The organism is Nonomuraea sp. 3N208 (genome assembly GCF_052245935.1).
Taxonomy (GTDB): domain Bacteria; phylum Actinomycetota; class Actinomycetes; order Streptosporangiales; family Streptosporangiaceae; genus Nonomuraea.
In genome coordinates this window covers 59,787-74,016 of the sequence record NZ_JBQQBR010000044.1, presented here as the reverse complement: position 1 = coordinate 74,016, position 14,230 = coordinate 59,787, and the positions used below count along the sequence as shown (strand labels likewise).

At 66.8% G+C, this 14,230-nt stretch carries 11 protein-coding genes; 6 read left to right on the top strand and 5 right to left on the bottom strand.

The window, feature by feature from the left end:
• Window positions 1-106 precede the first annotated feature (106 nt).
• Window positions 107-3,163: a hypothetical protein gene (locus ACTWPT_RS47145; RefSeq protein WP_443184067.1), complete on the top strand. Its 3,057-nt coding sequence runs from the start codon at window positions 107-109 to the stop codon at window positions 3,161-3,163.
• Between the two features lie 249 nt (window positions 3,164-3,412).
• Window positions 3,413-4,396, top strand: coding sequence for a LysR family transcriptional regulator (locus ACTWPT_RS47140; protein ID WP_443184066.1), 984 nt, complete (start codon window positions 3,413-3,415; stop codon window positions 4,394-4,396).
• On the opposite strand, the gene ACTWPT_RS47135 is transcribed toward ACTWPT_RS47140, so the two are convergent.
• Together ACTWPT_RS47135 and ACTWPT_RS47130 are read right to left on the bottom strand one after the other, a co-directional pair.
• On the bottom strand, window positions 4,383-5,126 hold the full coding sequence (locus ACTWPT_RS47135) for an SDR family oxidoreductase (protein ID WP_443184065.1): 744 nt from the start codon (window positions 5,124-5,126) through the stop codon (window positions 4,383-4,385). The two genes, ACTWPT_RS47140 and ACTWPT_RS47135, sit on opposite strands and share 14 nt — an antisense overlap.
• Window positions 5,127-5,165: 39 nt before the next feature.
• Complete coding sequence (locus ACTWPT_RS47130; RefSeq protein WP_443184064.1) at window positions 5,166-6,014, bottom strand: oxidoreductase; 849 nt, start codon at window positions 6,012-6,014, stop codon at window positions 5,166-5,168.
• A gap of 1,118 nt (window positions 6,015-7,132) precedes the next feature.
• Here ACTWPT_RS47130 and ACTWPT_RS47125 point away from each other — a divergent pair.
• The gene (locus ACTWPT_RS47125; protein WP_443184063.1) at window positions 7,133-8,815 is read left to right on the top strand and encodes a TROVE domain-containing protein; all 1,683 of its coding nucleotides are present in this window, start codon (window positions 7,133-7,135) and stop codon (window positions 8,813-8,815) included.
• A 469-nt stretch (window positions 8,816-9,284) separates the two neighbouring features.
• On the opposite strand, the gene ACTWPT_RS47120 is transcribed toward ACTWPT_RS47125, so the two are convergent.
• Both ACTWPT_RS47120 and ACTWPT_RS47115 read right to left on the bottom strand, forming a co-directional pair.
• The gene (locus ACTWPT_RS47120) at window positions 9,285-9,497 is read right to left on the bottom strand and encodes an alpha/beta hydrolase (protein ID WP_443184086.1); all 213 of its coding nucleotides are present in this window, start codon (window positions 9,495-9,497) and stop codon (window positions 9,285-9,287) included.
• A 210-nt stretch (window positions 9,498-9,707) separates the two neighbouring features.
• The gene (locus ACTWPT_RS47115) at window positions 9,708-10,523 is read right to left on the bottom strand and encodes a CPBP family glutamic-type intramembrane protease (protein ID WP_443184062.1); all 816 of its coding nucleotides are present in this window, start codon (window positions 10,521-10,523) and stop codon (window positions 9,708-9,710) included.
• 429 nt (window positions 10,524-10,952) lie between these two features.
• On the opposite strand from ACTWPT_RS47115, the gene ACTWPT_RS47110 reads away from it, so the two are divergent.
• Window positions 10,953-11,369 carry a nuclear transport factor 2 family protein gene (locus ACTWPT_RS47110; RefSeq protein WP_443184061.1) on the top strand — a complete coding sequence of 139 codons (417 nt, stop codon included), beginning with the start codon at window positions 10,953-10,955 and terminating at the stop codon, window positions 11,367-11,369.
• Between the two features lie 128 nt (window positions 11,370-11,497).
• On the opposite strand, the gene ACTWPT_RS47105 is transcribed toward ACTWPT_RS47110, so the two are convergent.
• Window positions 11,498-12,148 carry a hypothetical protein gene (locus tag ACTWPT_RS47105; protein ID WP_443184060.1) on the bottom strand — a complete coding sequence of 217 codons (651 nt, stop codon included), beginning with the start codon at window positions 12,146-12,148 and terminating at the stop codon, window positions 11,498-11,500.
• 888 nt (window positions 12,149-13,036) lie between these two features.
• On the opposite strand from ACTWPT_RS47105, the gene ACTWPT_RS47100 reads away from it, so the two are divergent.
• Window positions 13,037-13,435: a hypothetical protein gene (locus ACTWPT_RS47100; RefSeq protein ID WP_443184059.1), complete on the top strand. Its 399-nt coding sequence runs from the start codon at window positions 13,037-13,039 to the stop codon at window positions 13,433-13,435.
• The gene (locus ACTWPT_RS47095) at window positions 13,432-14,091 is read left to right on the top strand and encodes an ABC transporter permease (protein WP_443184058.1); all 660 of its coding nucleotides are present in this window, start codon (window positions 13,432-13,434) and stop codon (window positions 14,089-14,091) included. The genes ACTWPT_RS47100 and ACTWPT_RS47095 overlap by 4 nt, the downstream gene beginning before the upstream one ends.
• The last annotated feature ends 139 nt before the right edge of the window (window positions 14,092-14,230 follow it).

Genomic DNA, 14,230 nt, shown 5'->3' with positions numbered 1-14,230 from the left:
CGAGCGACCTGTCCTCATCCGGACAGAGGCGGACCATCGTTCGTCAGACAGGGCCAGATGTTGCGTACGGCGCCGACGTGCTGGACCAAAGAAGCTCGCTACGAATGTGGCGGACAGGGAAGCTTTGCACGCCCGGGAAAAGGTGGACGATCGATCGGGTCGTCTGGCAAGGGGGAGTTTTGAGAAGAACGGCTGGGGGATCATGAAAAAGTCAGGGCCGAGCATCGGCACGAGCAAAAACAAGCGTCAGCGCAGGCGTACGATCGCCGGATCAGAAAAGATCATGCCTGGCATATCAGACATGTCTGACGTGCCCATCACGAAGCGTAACGTGTCCGTTGCCTCCGCACCGGTCTCCACATCAACGCCGCCGGGCTGGCAGAAGTTCACCGAGAAGCCCGACTCGACCACCGCCAAGGTGGTGGCGAACGCGCTGCAGGACACAACGTTCTCCGTGCAACACATGGCCGAGATGCTGGCCCAGCGCTCGGCGTATGAGCGCAGCACGATGTCCCGGCTCATCGTGGCGCAGCTCAGAAGCAACCCCGCCCTCGACTTCCTGAAGGCGACCGCCGAGGTTCGTCTCAAGCCCAAGACGCCGCAGAAGCAGGTGCCGCAGCCTGAGGACGGTCGCGCGCCGGGCCGCAACCCATCGCTCGAGGCGCTCGACCTCGCCGCGCCGGGCAAAGGCGCCGTCGACCTGGACGAGCTCGCGAAGCGCACTGACGATGCGGACGACGCCTCGTCGATGGCCTACCTCAAAAAGGCGTTGGATGACGTCAAGTCAATCAGCAGCAGCAAGACGCCGTACTCGCAGGAGCGCCGCACGGCGCTCGGGCGGGTGGCGGTCGCCGGGCAGGCGCACATCGTCGAGCAGGTGGGCTTCCGTACGGCGAGCAGCAAGCGCACCGGCCAGAGTAACCTGTCGACCCAGCACGACCTCGAGACCAGCTACTGGCGCACGTCCTACGGCGAAGCCCTGCAGAAATTCGAGGAGAAGCTACAGGCGGACGGCAAGCTGAAAGAGGGCGACATCCTGGTCAACAGCCCGCGCGTGCTGCGCAAGCTCAGGATGGTACTGGGCCCGGAGGTGCTGGCCAAGCTCGAGATCCAGCCACTCAAGGGGGAGACGGGCATCAGCGTGCTGAGGGGCACCACCGACTTCTCCTTGAGCTGGAAGGAGATCCTGGAGGAGATCGGCGCGACGCCGTCGGCGTACCAGCTCTACGAGCTCATGGACGCGGACCAACCCCCGCCTCGGCCGAAATCCCCCGTCGACACGCACGCCGACCTCGCGCAGCTCATCACTTCCAGCGCGTTCTCCCGCCTGCAGGACATCGCGCGCGGGAAGGGCGAGCTGGCGCCGGTGTGCGCCATGGTCGAGCACCTCATGCTCGGCCTCACCGACAAACATGGCCCGGACCGCAAAGACGCGCTGACCGCCGACGCCCTGGGCTCGCTGAGCCGGCTCCTCGACATCGTCGTCGAGGATCCGAACCCGTCGACGGCGTTGCGCGCAGTCGACCTCATGATGGACGAGATCGCCGTCGTGCTCGCCGTGGCCAAGAACTACACACGTACTGACTATTGGAAGACGATGCAGGACGTCCTGCTGAAGCGGGCGCCGAGCATCGCGCCGAACGTCGGCAGGGAGATCGAGCTCAGCAGCCACCTCATGACCAGCGGCATGGACGCGCTCGGGACGGCGCTGTACATCGCGCTGTCGGCGCGGCGCACCGGCCAGGTCTCGCGCGCCACCGAGAAGGTCGACTACTTCGAGACCGGGAAACTGCTCGGCAAGCTCAAGAAGGGAGAGACGGCGAAGCCGCGCAAGGATGTCGTGGTCGCGGCGCTGAACCCGAGCACGCCCTTCGAGTCGCCATCGACAAAGAACCTCGTGGAAGGCGTGCTCGAGGGTCTGAAGGCACGCAAGGCGGATGACCCGCCGTTCGCGCTGATACTCGACACCACCGTCGAGGACGGGCTCGACCTGTCCACCGGCCGGACCCGGCTCGACGAGGTGCTCAACGGCCTGAAGGGCGCCATCGCCGACGGCAGCCTCGAGGTCTTCCTGTGCAAGAGCTTCCAGAAGTACGCCTCCTTCGGCACCGGCAAGGTCGCCGCCGGCGACCTCACGGTGTTGTCGAAGAAGGACAGCGACAGCATCGCATCCCAGTACACGCAGGCTGAGGCGCGGCTGCAGGAGCTCGACCTGGATCTCGCCCGGCATGACGAGGGGCAGCTCGTGATACACATGCTCAAGCACGGTAATCAAGACGAGCAGGCGCTGATGCGCGGCGCCGCCGGTAACGCCGAGTTCGTGAACATGTTCTGCTGGCCGGTCACGCATACGGACCTGGGGTCTCCGTACGTGGACGGCATCCCCCTGCTCCTGCGCTCGAAGCCCGAGGGCGGGATCGCCGAGCTGTTCCAGAAGCTCGCCCTGGTCGATTGGCGCGGCAGCTTCTCGTTCCTGCGGACGTCGTTCGTCGACCTGATCCCGGGGCCGTGTGGAGCAACAGATCAACAAGCGGACTGGTACACGCGCATCAACACCGGCCACGAGTCGAAGCAGACGATGGTCGAGTACTTCTACGCGTTCGGCCACCTGGCGACCGGCATGCCCCCTGGCGCGAAGAAGCCGACGACGCAGGTCAATCTCAACAGCCTAAGCATGAAGGACGTGAAGAACCACTGGGACGCACTGGGCGGCGTCGAAGACAATGACGATGCCGACATCGCGCGCTACCGGGACAGCATCATGGCCTCGTACTGCGCGTTCGCGTGCCAGAACGTGCGGTTCATGCTGCACGTGCTGCCGATGCTCATCGCGTTCTTCGCGACGCCGACGACCGGCGTCTCGATCGAGACCCGGCGCTATCTCGCCGGCGAGCTGCTCTCGCGAGCGAATTCGACAGCCTTGAAAACCGTCGATGCCCGCACCCTCACGGAACTGTGTGAGCAGGCGGATTTCAAGATCCCAGGCATGGACAAGCCCAACTCGACCGTCACCCTCGGGGCGCTGTGTCGCGCGGCGGACGTCCTCCCCAGCTGGTCGATGAAGCCCTTCGCCCAGGGACTCAAGGACAAGCTCAAGCCCAGCGGCGATTCGAAGGAGGAACAGCGGCTGCAAGATCTCATCGAACGAGCCCTCAAAGCCTGAGGTCGGCGGGCGATCAGCCGGTCGATCACGGTACCCGGGGCCCGGCGCGTGCTGGATCCCCGGGGCGCGTTTACAACAACCTGGCTGCCGCCGCTGGGCGGGGGCTCGGTTCGGGGCAGCAGTCACCGGTCGGTGCTACCTCCGGGAAGGGTTCGGGATGAGAGTGCGTTGAGGCGAGGGCACCGGGTGGGCTGAAGAACGTTCACCTCCGGTTGGGGAATCCGGCTGACGTGAGTACTGCGGGACACGATGACGACCGGGTGGACCGCGCTCCACCCCAGGAGGGAACGGGTGCCGATGAGCCTGCGCCAGTTCGAGTACGCCCTGGCGGTTGCGGCGGAGGGCTCGGTGACGGCGGCGGCGGAGTTGCTGCACGTCGCCCAGCCGTCGATGTCCCAGCAGATCCGCAACCTGGAGCGCGACCTCGGCGTGACGCTGTTCGCCCGAACGCCGGGCGGACTGGTGCCCACCGCGGTCGGCCAGGCGTTCCTGCGAGAGGCGCAGGTCGCGGTGAGCGCGGCGCGGCGGGCGAGGGCAACGGCGCGGGCCGGTGCGGATGACCTGGTGGGCGAGCTGGTCGTCTCGGCGCAGCTGGGCTTCGGCACGCGGCAGCTGCCGGGTGCGCTGAGCGTGCTGCGGCGCCGCTTTCCGCGGCTGGAGGTCACCGTTTTCGAGGAGTCGAGCTCCGCTGAGCTGGAACGGCTGTGCCGCAGGGGTGCGGTGGACCTCGCCCTGATGGCGGCCTGCAAGCGGAGCCCCGCGGACGCCCACCACCTCGGCGAGGAGGAGTTCGTCGTGATACTGGACGCCGGGCACCGGCAGCTCGCCGCGGACCGGGTCGAGCTGCGCGAGCTGGAGGGGGAGCCGTGGGTCAGGTTCGACCGCGACAGCGCACTCGACGGCGTACTGCTGGAGGTGTCGCGGGACAACGAGCTGACCCCGACTACGGTCGCCCGCGTGTCCCAGACGGCGACAGCTGTGCGGTGGGCCGCCCACGGCCTGGGAGTGACGCTCGTCCCAGCCTCCGCGGTGCCCCGCGGTTATGAGCACCTCGCGCGTCCGGTGTTCCCGGCCGTGTCCCAGCCTGTCATCGCCGTGGTCCCGTCCGGCGCGGGCCCGGCGGCGACGGCTCTGCTCGAGCTCCTGCGTCAGGAAATCTGGGACAGCTCCGCCTCCTTTCGTCGGTCAGGCGCTGGGGCCGGTGAGCTTCACGGGCCAGTCACAGCTGGGTGACTCCGCCGTCCACGGCGAGCTCGATGCCTGCGGTGTACGTCGCGTCGAAGGCGAGGAACGCGGCCGCAGTGGCGATCTCGTCGAGGGTGCCGAAACGCCGCATGGGATTGTCCGCGACGCGCTCTGCCTTGAACTGCTCGGCGGCCTCCTTGGTCATTGAGCGCTCCAGAATCCCTGTGTCGATGGGACCGGGGCTGATCGCGTTGACGCGAATCGTGCGCGGAAGCAGCTCGCGGGAGAAGCTACGGGCCATGGAGCGCAGCGCCGCCTTGCCGGCCGCGTAGACACTGGTGTCCAGCATGCCGACGGTGCCGGCGACCGAGGTGGTGAGGACGACGCCGGCGCCCCCGCTCAGCAGCGGGGCGAGCTTCTGCACGGTGAAGAAGGCGCCCTTGACGTTGATCGCGAACAGCTCGTCGTACATCTCCTCGGTCGTCGACTCGAAAGGCGTGAGGACTGTGATGCCCGCGTTGACGAACAGGGCATCGATCGTGCCGAGCTCGACCTTCATCCGGTCTGCCAGGGCGTCCAGGTCGGACAGCGAGGACACGTCGCCACGGAAGGCCACCACGTTCTCGCCGAGCCGCTCCCGCGCGGCGTCGAGCGTGGCCTGAGAACGGCCGGTGATCGCCACGCGGGCTCCGCCGTCCGCCAGCAACTTCGCGATCGCGAGCCCAATGCCGCTGCTGCCACCGGTGACCACGACATTCTTGGCGCGGTATTTTTCCATGTCAGAATTCCTTCGTTCGTTGATGTGACAGCTCGGCGGCTACGCCCGGTTCTCGCTCCGAATACCGGCTGCCGAATTCCTGGTGTCGAATTCGGAGTGCTGAATGCCGTCGGCGTCAGTTCCTGGGGATTCGCCGCCGTCCACGGAGAAGTAGGTCCCGGTGAGCCAGCTCGCCCGGTCGGACACGAGGAACAGCACCACGTTGGCGATGTCGTCAGGCTGGCCGTCGCGCCCGAGCGGGGGTGTGGCGGTCGCGACCGATTCCTCGTCGTCGCTCGCCCACCGCTTCCGCGTCTCCTCGCCGCCGGGTGTGGAGGTCCTGCCGGGGCCTAGGGCGTTGACCCGGACTCCGAACGGGGCCAGCTCCGCGGCCAGCGCCCGGCTGTAGCTCTCCAGCCCCGCCTTCGCCGCCTGGTAGTGCGCGAACGCCGGCAGCGGCGGCAGGAGCGCGGCCGTGGAGATGTGCACGATCGCCCCCGATCCCCGTTCCCGCATCCCCGGTGCCAGCAGCGAGTTCAGCCGCACAGCCGCCAGGAGGTTCAGCTCCAGCGTGTCCTGCCAGTCCTCGGCAGGGATCGTCATGGCGCTGGCGCCCTCGTTGGCCCGCGCTCCACCCGCGTTGTGGACCAGGATGTCCACCCCGCCGAGCGTCTCCTGCGCGGCCGCGGCCAGCGCCTGCGTCCCAGCCTGTGTCCGGATGTCGGCTGTCACGAAGGCGGCCCCCTCCGGCGCCGTGTACGTGGTCGACCTGGCGGCGGCCAACACCTCGGCGCCCGCGTCCAGGAGCTGGCGCACGACGGCCGCTCCAATTCCGCGGGAACCACCTGTGACCAGGGCTCGCTTTCCCTTGAGCTCTCGCGTCTCATATCCGTCCTCGAACGAGGTCATGCCACCATTCCTCTCGATTGCGTGCTCATCCGCTCGACGTAACAAGAACCGACGTGAATCTTTCGGAAAATCGCGGGTGTGCACCTCGCCGAGCGGATTCACGGTACATCGGGAAAAGAACGAGAGGCAAAGACGAAATGTCAGCAGACGCCATAGGGAATTCCTATGGCATCGCGGCTCCCAATGCCGGGAAGACTGTCGTTTTCACGGTGTGACTGTTTTTGTGGTGATGTTCGTCTCGCCTGGGTCTGGGATCCTCGGTGGGAGGCGATGTAGCGCGCAAGGCGATCCTGGAAGAGGTCCCGCAGCACAGGATGATGCGGATCGCACCTTCAGACGGCCGCGCGCCGCCGCACCGCCGAGGTCGCCACCGACTGATGTCCTCCTGCAACAGCTACCCTCTTCGGGGTCGCACCTACATGGCTGGCTCCGGTCCGAGACGCGAGCTCCCCGATGCGCACATCGCCTCCCGGCTAGATTAATCACCAACGACGCGACCTGCGTATTTACGCCTTACCGCGTGACCGCGCAAGCAAAAGAACTTGCGCTCTGATCGGCCTCCCATGCTACGGTTTCGATCAGTTAAGCCCCTCCGAAATCCACCATCCCGTCGGGCTCGGAGCGGGTACGGGTCGAATGGCGTCGGTTATCTCTTTCTGGAAAAAAGATCGCATCCGGTGCCGCTTCTCATATCCGTATCCGCTCCCGGCTCGACGGTCTTCGGTGCGGTTCGGTGAGGGCACGGGTCGAAGTTCGTCGGTTACCACTTCTAATGGGGCGGTCGCAGGTTCGAGTCCTGCCCGGGGCTAACGCTCCGGTAGCTCAGTTGGCCAGAGCACCAAACGCCGGTGAACATCCCACATCCGTGTCTTCTCCGAACCACACCGATCCACTCGTCAGCCCTGTCGGGAGCACGGGTCGAATTCTGTTGGTTACCACACAGGTAAAAGGTTCGACTCCTTTCTGGCCCACTCATGGGCCAGCATGCCCAGGTCGGCTGGGCGCCCGGCAGGAGCCCCACATCCGTGCCACCGGCAAGGCTGACGATCACGGGAGGGCGGATCGAAGTCCTCCCCCACATCCGCCGCCTGGCGGGTCGAACACCTTGGAGATCCTTCATGGCCCGCAACCGTGACCCTCTCGCAAGCGTTTCCGCATTCGCAACCCCGCAGACCCAGCCTCTGCCCGGACGCACCGAGCAGGTGAAGAACGCGGCGGGCGGCTACGTGTTCGCCAAGGACCTGTGGCGCAAGCTGGAGGACTTCCTGATCCTCGGCACCACGGGCGGCACCTACTACGTGTCGCAGGATCAGCTGACGGCCGAGAACGCCGGCGTGTTGTTCGAGGCGATCGCCGAGGACGGCCCGCGCGTCGTCGAGCTGCTGACGGAGATCTCGACCGCGCGCCCGCCGCGCGCCCCGAAGCAGCGCCCGGCGCTGTTCACGCTGGCCGCCGCTTACGCCAAGGGCGACGCGGCCACCCGCCAGGCGGCCAAGACGGCGCTGCCGAAGGTGGCGCGCACCACCGACCACCTCGCTCAGTTCTTCGGCTACTACAAGAACCTGGGCGGCAAGCCGACCGCTCGCGGCAGCGCGCCGGTCGTCGGCCGGTCGCTGCGTACCGCCCTCGCCTCCTGGTTCCTGTCGGACCGCGCGGACACCGTCGCGTTCAAGGTGTGCAAGGCCCGCCAGCGCAAGACCCCGCAGGGCGAGGCGTTCGACCTGCGCGACGTGCTGCGCATCGCGCACCCGAAGGCGGACAGCCCGGAGCGGGCGCGGCTGTTCGGCTGGATCGCCGGGAACGTCTCCGATGCCGAAGCGCGTGACGTGCTGGAGTCGGTGGACCGGTTCCTGGTCGCCAAGGCCGTCACCACGCCGCGCGACGCGATCCACGTCGTGACCGAGCGGAAGGTGCCGTGGGAGTTCCTGCCCGACGCCATGCTGCGCGAGCCGAGCGTGTGGGAGGCGCTGATCGACACGGTCGGCCTGACCGCGCTCATCCGCAACCTGTCCCGCATGACCCGCATCGGCACCCTGCGTCCGATGAACGACGCGACCCGGCGCGCGGTCGCCCGGCTCACCGACCAGGGGGCGCTCCTTCGGGCGCGCATCCACCCGATGGACGCCTTCCTCGCGCTGCGCGTCTACGGCTCGGGCCGGTCCCAGCCGAACCCGCGCGCCGACGTACAGGCGTGGACGCCGGTCCCGGCGATCCTCGACGCGTTGGAGGAGACGTACGAGCTGTCGTTCGGCAGCGTCGAGCCTTCGGGCCGGCGACTGCTGGTCGCGGTGGACTCGTCCGGGTCGATGTCGGGTGACTGGTACGGCAACAGCGGCGTCATGGTCGGCGGTTCGTCGATCGGTTCGCCGTACGAGGTCGGCTGCGCTCTGGCCGTCATGCTCGCCCGCATCGAGAAGGGGAACGTGCATGTCATCGACGTGGACACCAGCGTCCACGCGTCGAAGGTGACGCCGCGTACCAGCCTCCGGGAGCTCAAGAGCTGGCGGCCGTCCGGCGGCGGCACCGACCTGTCGCTGCCGTTCCGGTGGGCGCGCGACCAGCGGATGGCCGTGGACGGCTTCGTGGTGTTCACCGACAACGAGACGTGGGCCGGGCGGTCTCACCCGTCGCAGGAGCTCGACGCCTACCGGCGCACGGTGGCAGCAGATGCCCGCGTCGTCGTGGCGGCGATGACGGCGGCGAGCTACTCGATCGGCGACCCTGCCGACGCGGGGGTGCTGAACGTGGCGGGCCTGGACGCGTCGCTGCCACTGATCGTGAACGGATTCATCCGGCCGTAGCCGGAACATCCACCCGTCGGGCTTGTCACCACGAACACGCCCCCCACCTTGCCCAGCAACACCGGCCCCGGCATGGTCCCGTTGAACGTCCGCACCCGCTGCCGCGCCCCCGGCGCGACCTCCTGCACGGAGGTGTCGGTGGCGCGGATCTCGACGTGGCGCTCCTTTCCGCCGGGCGCGGGCTTGAGCGTCGCGTCGTACGGGGTTCCAGCCAGGTGACATGGGCGCGGCCACGTCGATGGTCCTCACCGTTCGTCTTGCTGTGATGGTGAAGGCGAGGCACCCGGAGTGGGGACGTCCGGGTGGTCGGGCCGATCACAAGATGGGGCGATCATCGATGGTATGACCTGGCTATTCGCCTCTGTCACGGTTCCTTGCCCTGTGTGGGTAGCGCAGTCTCCGCTGACAGCTCGGGCCGCGACAAGGCAGAACGCCTTGCCGCGGCCCATGCCGTCCTGCCATGTGACGTTCAGTCCGCGTGGCAGGTGAGGTCGGTGGCGGGCAGGGTGCCGTCGCGGAAATAGGTGTTTACCGCGTTGTCGACGCAGGGGTTCGGCAGGCGGCCGAAGATGCCGTGCATGCGCACGTCCTGGAGGCTGACCAGGCGGGAGGCGGACATCGCCCGGTGCAGGTTCACGCCATCCTGGTAGACGGTCCGGGTGTCGAGAGTGGCTTGGACGATGAGGGCCCGTTTGCCCAGCTCACCGATAGCGCGTGATCATCGTTGATAGAGCGGAGACCTGGGCGCTCGGCTGCATCGTGGTGAAGTCGGCCGAGGGCAACGTCTCGACGGAGATCTTGCCCACCGACCTGCCCGGCGCGCTTGCGGCCTGCTCCAGAGCGAGGCATCCGGCCCTCGGCCAGCGGACGGCACCCCTCGTTTCGGGCGGTCTTACATCGAGTACGCGCCGGAGGCGAGGGCGATGACGCCGACCACGGTCATCAGCAGCGCCGAGCCGGGGTGCATGGCGATCGAGATGCGGATGTCCTGCTTCTTCCAGGCGAGCCAGACGCCCGGGTAGAGGAAGACGAGCTTGGACAGGACCGTCCAAGGGGCCCAGAAGTGGTACACCGAGAAGAGGAAGGTGTTGAAGAACGGGGCCCACTTGCCGAGCTGCGGGAGGCGGGGCAGCAGGAAGCCGCGGAAGTAGTACTCCTCGAGCAGGGGCAGGGTGAAGCCGGTGAACGGCGCGCAGATGAGCAGCGTGGTGAGCACGAGCTCCTGCGGGTAGCCCTGGAGGTAGGCGGTGCCGTCAGGGCCGGCGCCCTGGTAGTCCACCCAGGTGAAGAACCAGTCGTAGACGATGTTGTCCAGCGGGGTCAGCGAGAGCGAGACCACGGTCATCCACACGAGGCACGCGGCCCCGAGCCAGAAGACCTTGCCGCGCGAGAGCGGCTTGTCGCGGTAGTGGACGACGCCCTTCATCGTGAAGCGGCCGGTCTGCTTCTTGCCCAGCCACAGCAGGAATAGCTGGAGCGGGAAGAGCACAACCGCGAGGGCGATGGCCCACGCCAGGAAGATCGGGAAGTCCATCGCCCGCACCAGGGGGGCGGCGATGAACGCGTACACGGCGACGATGACCGCGCCGGGCACCAGGTGCAGTGCGATGGAGAACGGGACGGAGTGACGGTCGGCGAGGAGCTTCGCGACGAAGCCTTTCGGCTGGGCGCCCTGGGTGTCGGCCGGGGGCCGCATTGCTGTATCCATGCCGAGAATCGTGGCCCCGCGACCCAACACGGAGCTGACATCGCTCTGATACGGCTTCGAGTCGCCGTGAAAGGCGCAGGTTACGGTGGGTGCGGACCGGTCGGGAGCTATCGGGTCGCTCCCGCGTCGCGGGTTCAACGGGGATCGGAATTATCTCCAGGAGCTGCTGTACGGCGACGCCGCCCCGGACGTCGGGACCGTATGGCAGACCACCGCAGACAGACACGCTGACCACGCGCCCCGATGAGATCCCGCTTGCCGAGTGCATGAGCTGTCCGCTCCGACGGCCCTGTGAGCGCCGGGCGCGGTGTTAGGCATACAGTGCTCGTCGGCAACCGCCTACCCGCTGCCGGTGAGCCGGGCCCGCCACCGTGACACCGCCCTGACCAGCGGTGCGTGTGATCCGGTCGGCCTCGCTATGGTGGGCTCATGTCTCAAACGCCCCGCACCGAGCAGCAGTCCGACGGTACGGACTCCGCTGCCGCCGAGGCGCTACGCGCCGCCGAGCAGCGCCTGCAGCAGGCCCAGCTGGCCTCGGACGTGGCGGAGCTGGACCGCTTGATCGACGACCGGCTGGTGTTCACCGGACCGGACGGCCGGCACTACACCAAGCAGGACGATCTGGAGATACACCGGTCCGGCCGGCAGTCCATGACGCGGGTCGAGGAGGAGGACCTGAAGGTGCTCGTCGCCGGGGACACCGGCGTGACGTGGTTCCTCGGCACGCTGGAAGGCGTCATGAACGGCGAGCGGTTCCACGCCCGGGTGCGCTACACCCGTACCTGGGTGCGGAATGGCGGAGAATGGCGCCTGATCGCGGGGCACGTCAGCCCGGCCGGCGCGTAGCTCCAGATGCGGGAGGTTGTAGGCCCACAGCACCCGCCCGCAACAGGGCCTCCGCAACCACAGCGGCAACCCGAAGTAGGGGCCGCCCGGCCCCCGGGAGCTTCGGCGCCATGAGCGCGCCGCTTTCTTCAGCTGCCTCCAGGGCGGAGGAATTTGGTACGCGCATCAGTGGGGACCGCAGCCATCATTTCCAGGATATCCGGCGTGATCACCGGGCTGCCTCCGATGAGGATGGCGCTGATGCGGCTTTTTACCTGCTCGTCGACTGAATCGATGGCCTCGAAAGTGCGCTGGTCGAGATCGTCCGGAAAGTTAAGGCGAAAGACACCGAGCCCTTCCTTGATTTCGTATGAGTGGTCCCCGATCTTTCGATAGCCGTGCTCTATCGGATCACCCATCGGCCCGAAGGTGTCCGCTAAAACGGCCGTGACATTCGGCTGGGCAGGCAGCGGCAATCTGTTGATTCGTCCCGATGTCGCGTCCCAGCGAAGCATCTGCTCCTGCCCGGATCGCCATCGTGTCCAACTGGCGAGCCGGCCGTTCTCGTCGATCTGAGCGGCGACTAATTCAACGACCTCCTCTCCTCTCGCCTCGATGTCCATCAATACCTTGGACCGCTGCCGGCGAATTACACCGCCTGGGTCACTGCTGAACTCGTCCAGGCGGAACTCTACGCTTGTCGTGCGAATTTGGTTATTCACATCTCGTCCGAAGTCGATCTGGGCTCCTGATCCGCTGCACAACATCACGACCAAAGTCGATACGGCGACCAACACCATCCGCGATGAGGGCCGCGAACTCCTGGTGCCAGGATCAGTTTTCAACACGTTATCCTGATCACATTGCTGCTCGTCCTGTCGCCTCCCGTCGTTCCGTCCCTCCACCAGATCATGTGCTCTGTCTCGGTCTGGTAGTTGTACGTGCCTGTGCTCGCACAGCCCCAGACGGCGCTGGAAAAGGCCGATGACCGACCTCTCACCTCCGTGGGGTCATCTTTCAGGCGCTGCCAGCCCCAAAATCTATGGCGGATCAGTCTCGCGTTGACGAACTGTTTCGGTTCTGCCGAGAGACATTGATTGTATCCCTCTCCTGCGATCTGCGTTCTGCCGGCGACACGTTCTGGATCCTCCGATCTGACCCAGCATCCCTCCGGCTGCCTGGCCGAATTCCGGGAGCGCGAAGGAGTGAGCCGCTTCCGGCTGGCCTGTGACTCCTGTAAGCCGGGCTCGGGAGCAGTGGGATCGGTCGCCGGAACCACAATCGCATTGGCTGGACACGATGAAACCAGGATCACTCCGAGAGCCAGGGCCGCCGATGCTCGGGGCATGGTGAGTGTGCGTGGCATTATAGATCTTTTCCGCCTGGACATGCCGCGGCCTCCCCTGGTCGAGTTACTCCCCGTTCGACTATCGAGGACGCTAGGCTTACGGCACGAGCCGGTCAAGGACTATTGATAGTTCTCGTTGGTTTGGTTTAGGCGCCGTTTTCCGGTGCTTGATCAATGAGGCATTTCACTCCGAATGCCCTGGTCATAGCGAGCCAAGAGTGCGGTGGCGGATGAGCTGATGAAGCGCAGCTCATCGTCGAACTTTTCGGGCCAGTTCGGCGTGTGGGTGGTCCCCCGCTACCGGCCCAGGCCGGCCTCGTAAGCGAGCAGACCGGCCTGTGTGCGGAACCTGGCCGCCGAAGGGCGCACCGTACTCCTCTCCAGCCACCTGATGAGCGAAATGGCCCTGACGGTGGACCATCTGGTCGTGATCGGGCGGGGCCGGCTCCTGGCCGACGCGGGAGTGGAGGAGCTCACCGGCTCACAGTCGGTCCTCGTGCGCGCCGCGCGGTCGGAGGAACTCGCCCAGCTCCTGTCGGCTGAGGGGGCCACGGTACGGCGGTCGGGGTCGGCACTGACCATCACCGGCATGGACAGCGCCGCGATTGGAGCGCTCGCCGCAGAGCGCGGCCTGGCCCTGGCCGAGCTGGCCCCTCAGCGGACCACCTTGGAGGAGGCGTACATGGATCTCACCGGCGACAGCATCGAATTCAGCGGGGATTCGGGAGGGGCGCGATGAAGGCCGCCCTGCGGGGTGAGTGGCGCAAGCTGCGCACACTCCGGTCCACCTTCTACAGCCTGATGGCCTTGGCGATGTTGAGCGTCGGTTTCGGGGCGCTGTTCAGCGGCGGCGCCACCGGGAACTACTGGGACCGGCCCGCGGACTTCGACCCCACCGCCCTCAGCCTCCAGGGCGGAGTGATGTTCGGCCAGCTCGTCATCGGCGTCCTGGGGGTTCTGTCGATCACCTCCGAGTACACCACCGGCACCACCCGGGCAAGTCTGGCCGCCGTCCCCCGGCGCGGACGGCTGTTCGCCGCCAAAGCCGTCGTCGTCGGCTTGGTCACCACCGTCGCGGGACTGGTGGCGGCGCTCACCTCGTTCCTCATCGGCCAGTGGGTCTTCGCCACCAGCGGGGTGCCGCATGCGGGTATCGGCGATCCGGAGGTGGCGCGGGCCCTGCTCGGGGGCGGGCTCTACCTGGCGTTGATCGGGCTGCTCGGCCTGGCGCTGGGATCCCTGACCAGATCGACAGCCGCCGGCGTCACCCTGCTCATCTCGCTGACCATTCTCGTCCTAGCCATACTGCAACTTCTGCCGCAGCGGGTTGCGAGCCTCTGGCCGACCATTGCCGGTATGCAGGTCGTCGCGACGCTTCCCCACTCATCGCCATAGCCCGGCTTCCTGCTGTTCACCGCCTTCATCGCCGTGTTCACCGCCGCCGCCCTCCTGACGTTCTGCCGCAGAGACGCGTGAGTGCATTGACGAGCATCGGAACAAAAGTCCCGTTAAGAGGGCTCCCGTGGGCGGCTAA

Excerpts from the sequence above, each read along its gene's own strand:
- ACTWPT_RS47140 (WP_443184066.1), top strand. The coding sequence starts at position 3,413 with ATGACGACCGGGTGGACCGCGCTCCACCCCAGGAGGGAACGGGTGCCG.
- ACTWPT_RS47135 (WP_443184065.1), bottom strand. The coding sequence starts at position 5,126 with ATGGAAAAATACCGCGCCAAGAATGTCGTGGTCACCGGTGGCAGCAGC.
- ACTWPT_RS47130 (WP_443184064.1), bottom strand. The coding sequence starts at position 6,014 with ATGACCTCGTTCGAGGACGGATATGAGACGCGAGAGCTCAAGGGAAAG.
- ACTWPT_RS47125 (WP_443184063.1), top strand. The coding sequence starts at position 7,133 with ATGGCCCGCAACCGTGACCCTCTCGCAAGCGTTTCCGCATTCGCAACC.
- ACTWPT_RS47115 (WP_443184062.1), bottom strand. The coding sequence starts at position 10,523 with ATGGATACAGCAATGCGGCCCCCGGCCGACACCCAGGGCGCCCAGCCG.
- ACTWPT_RS47110 (WP_443184061.1), top strand. The coding sequence starts at position 10,953 with ATGTCTCAAACGCCCCGCACCGAGCAGCAGTCCGACGGTACGGACTCC.
- ACTWPT_RS47105 (WP_443184060.1), bottom strand. The coding sequence starts at position 12,148 with ATGGTGTTGGTCGCCGTATCGACTTTGGTCGTGATGTTGTGCAGCGGA.
- ACTWPT_RS47095 (WP_443184058.1), top strand. The coding sequence starts at position 13,432 with ATGAAGGCCGCCCTGCGGGGTGAGTGGCGCAAGCTGCGCACACTCCGG.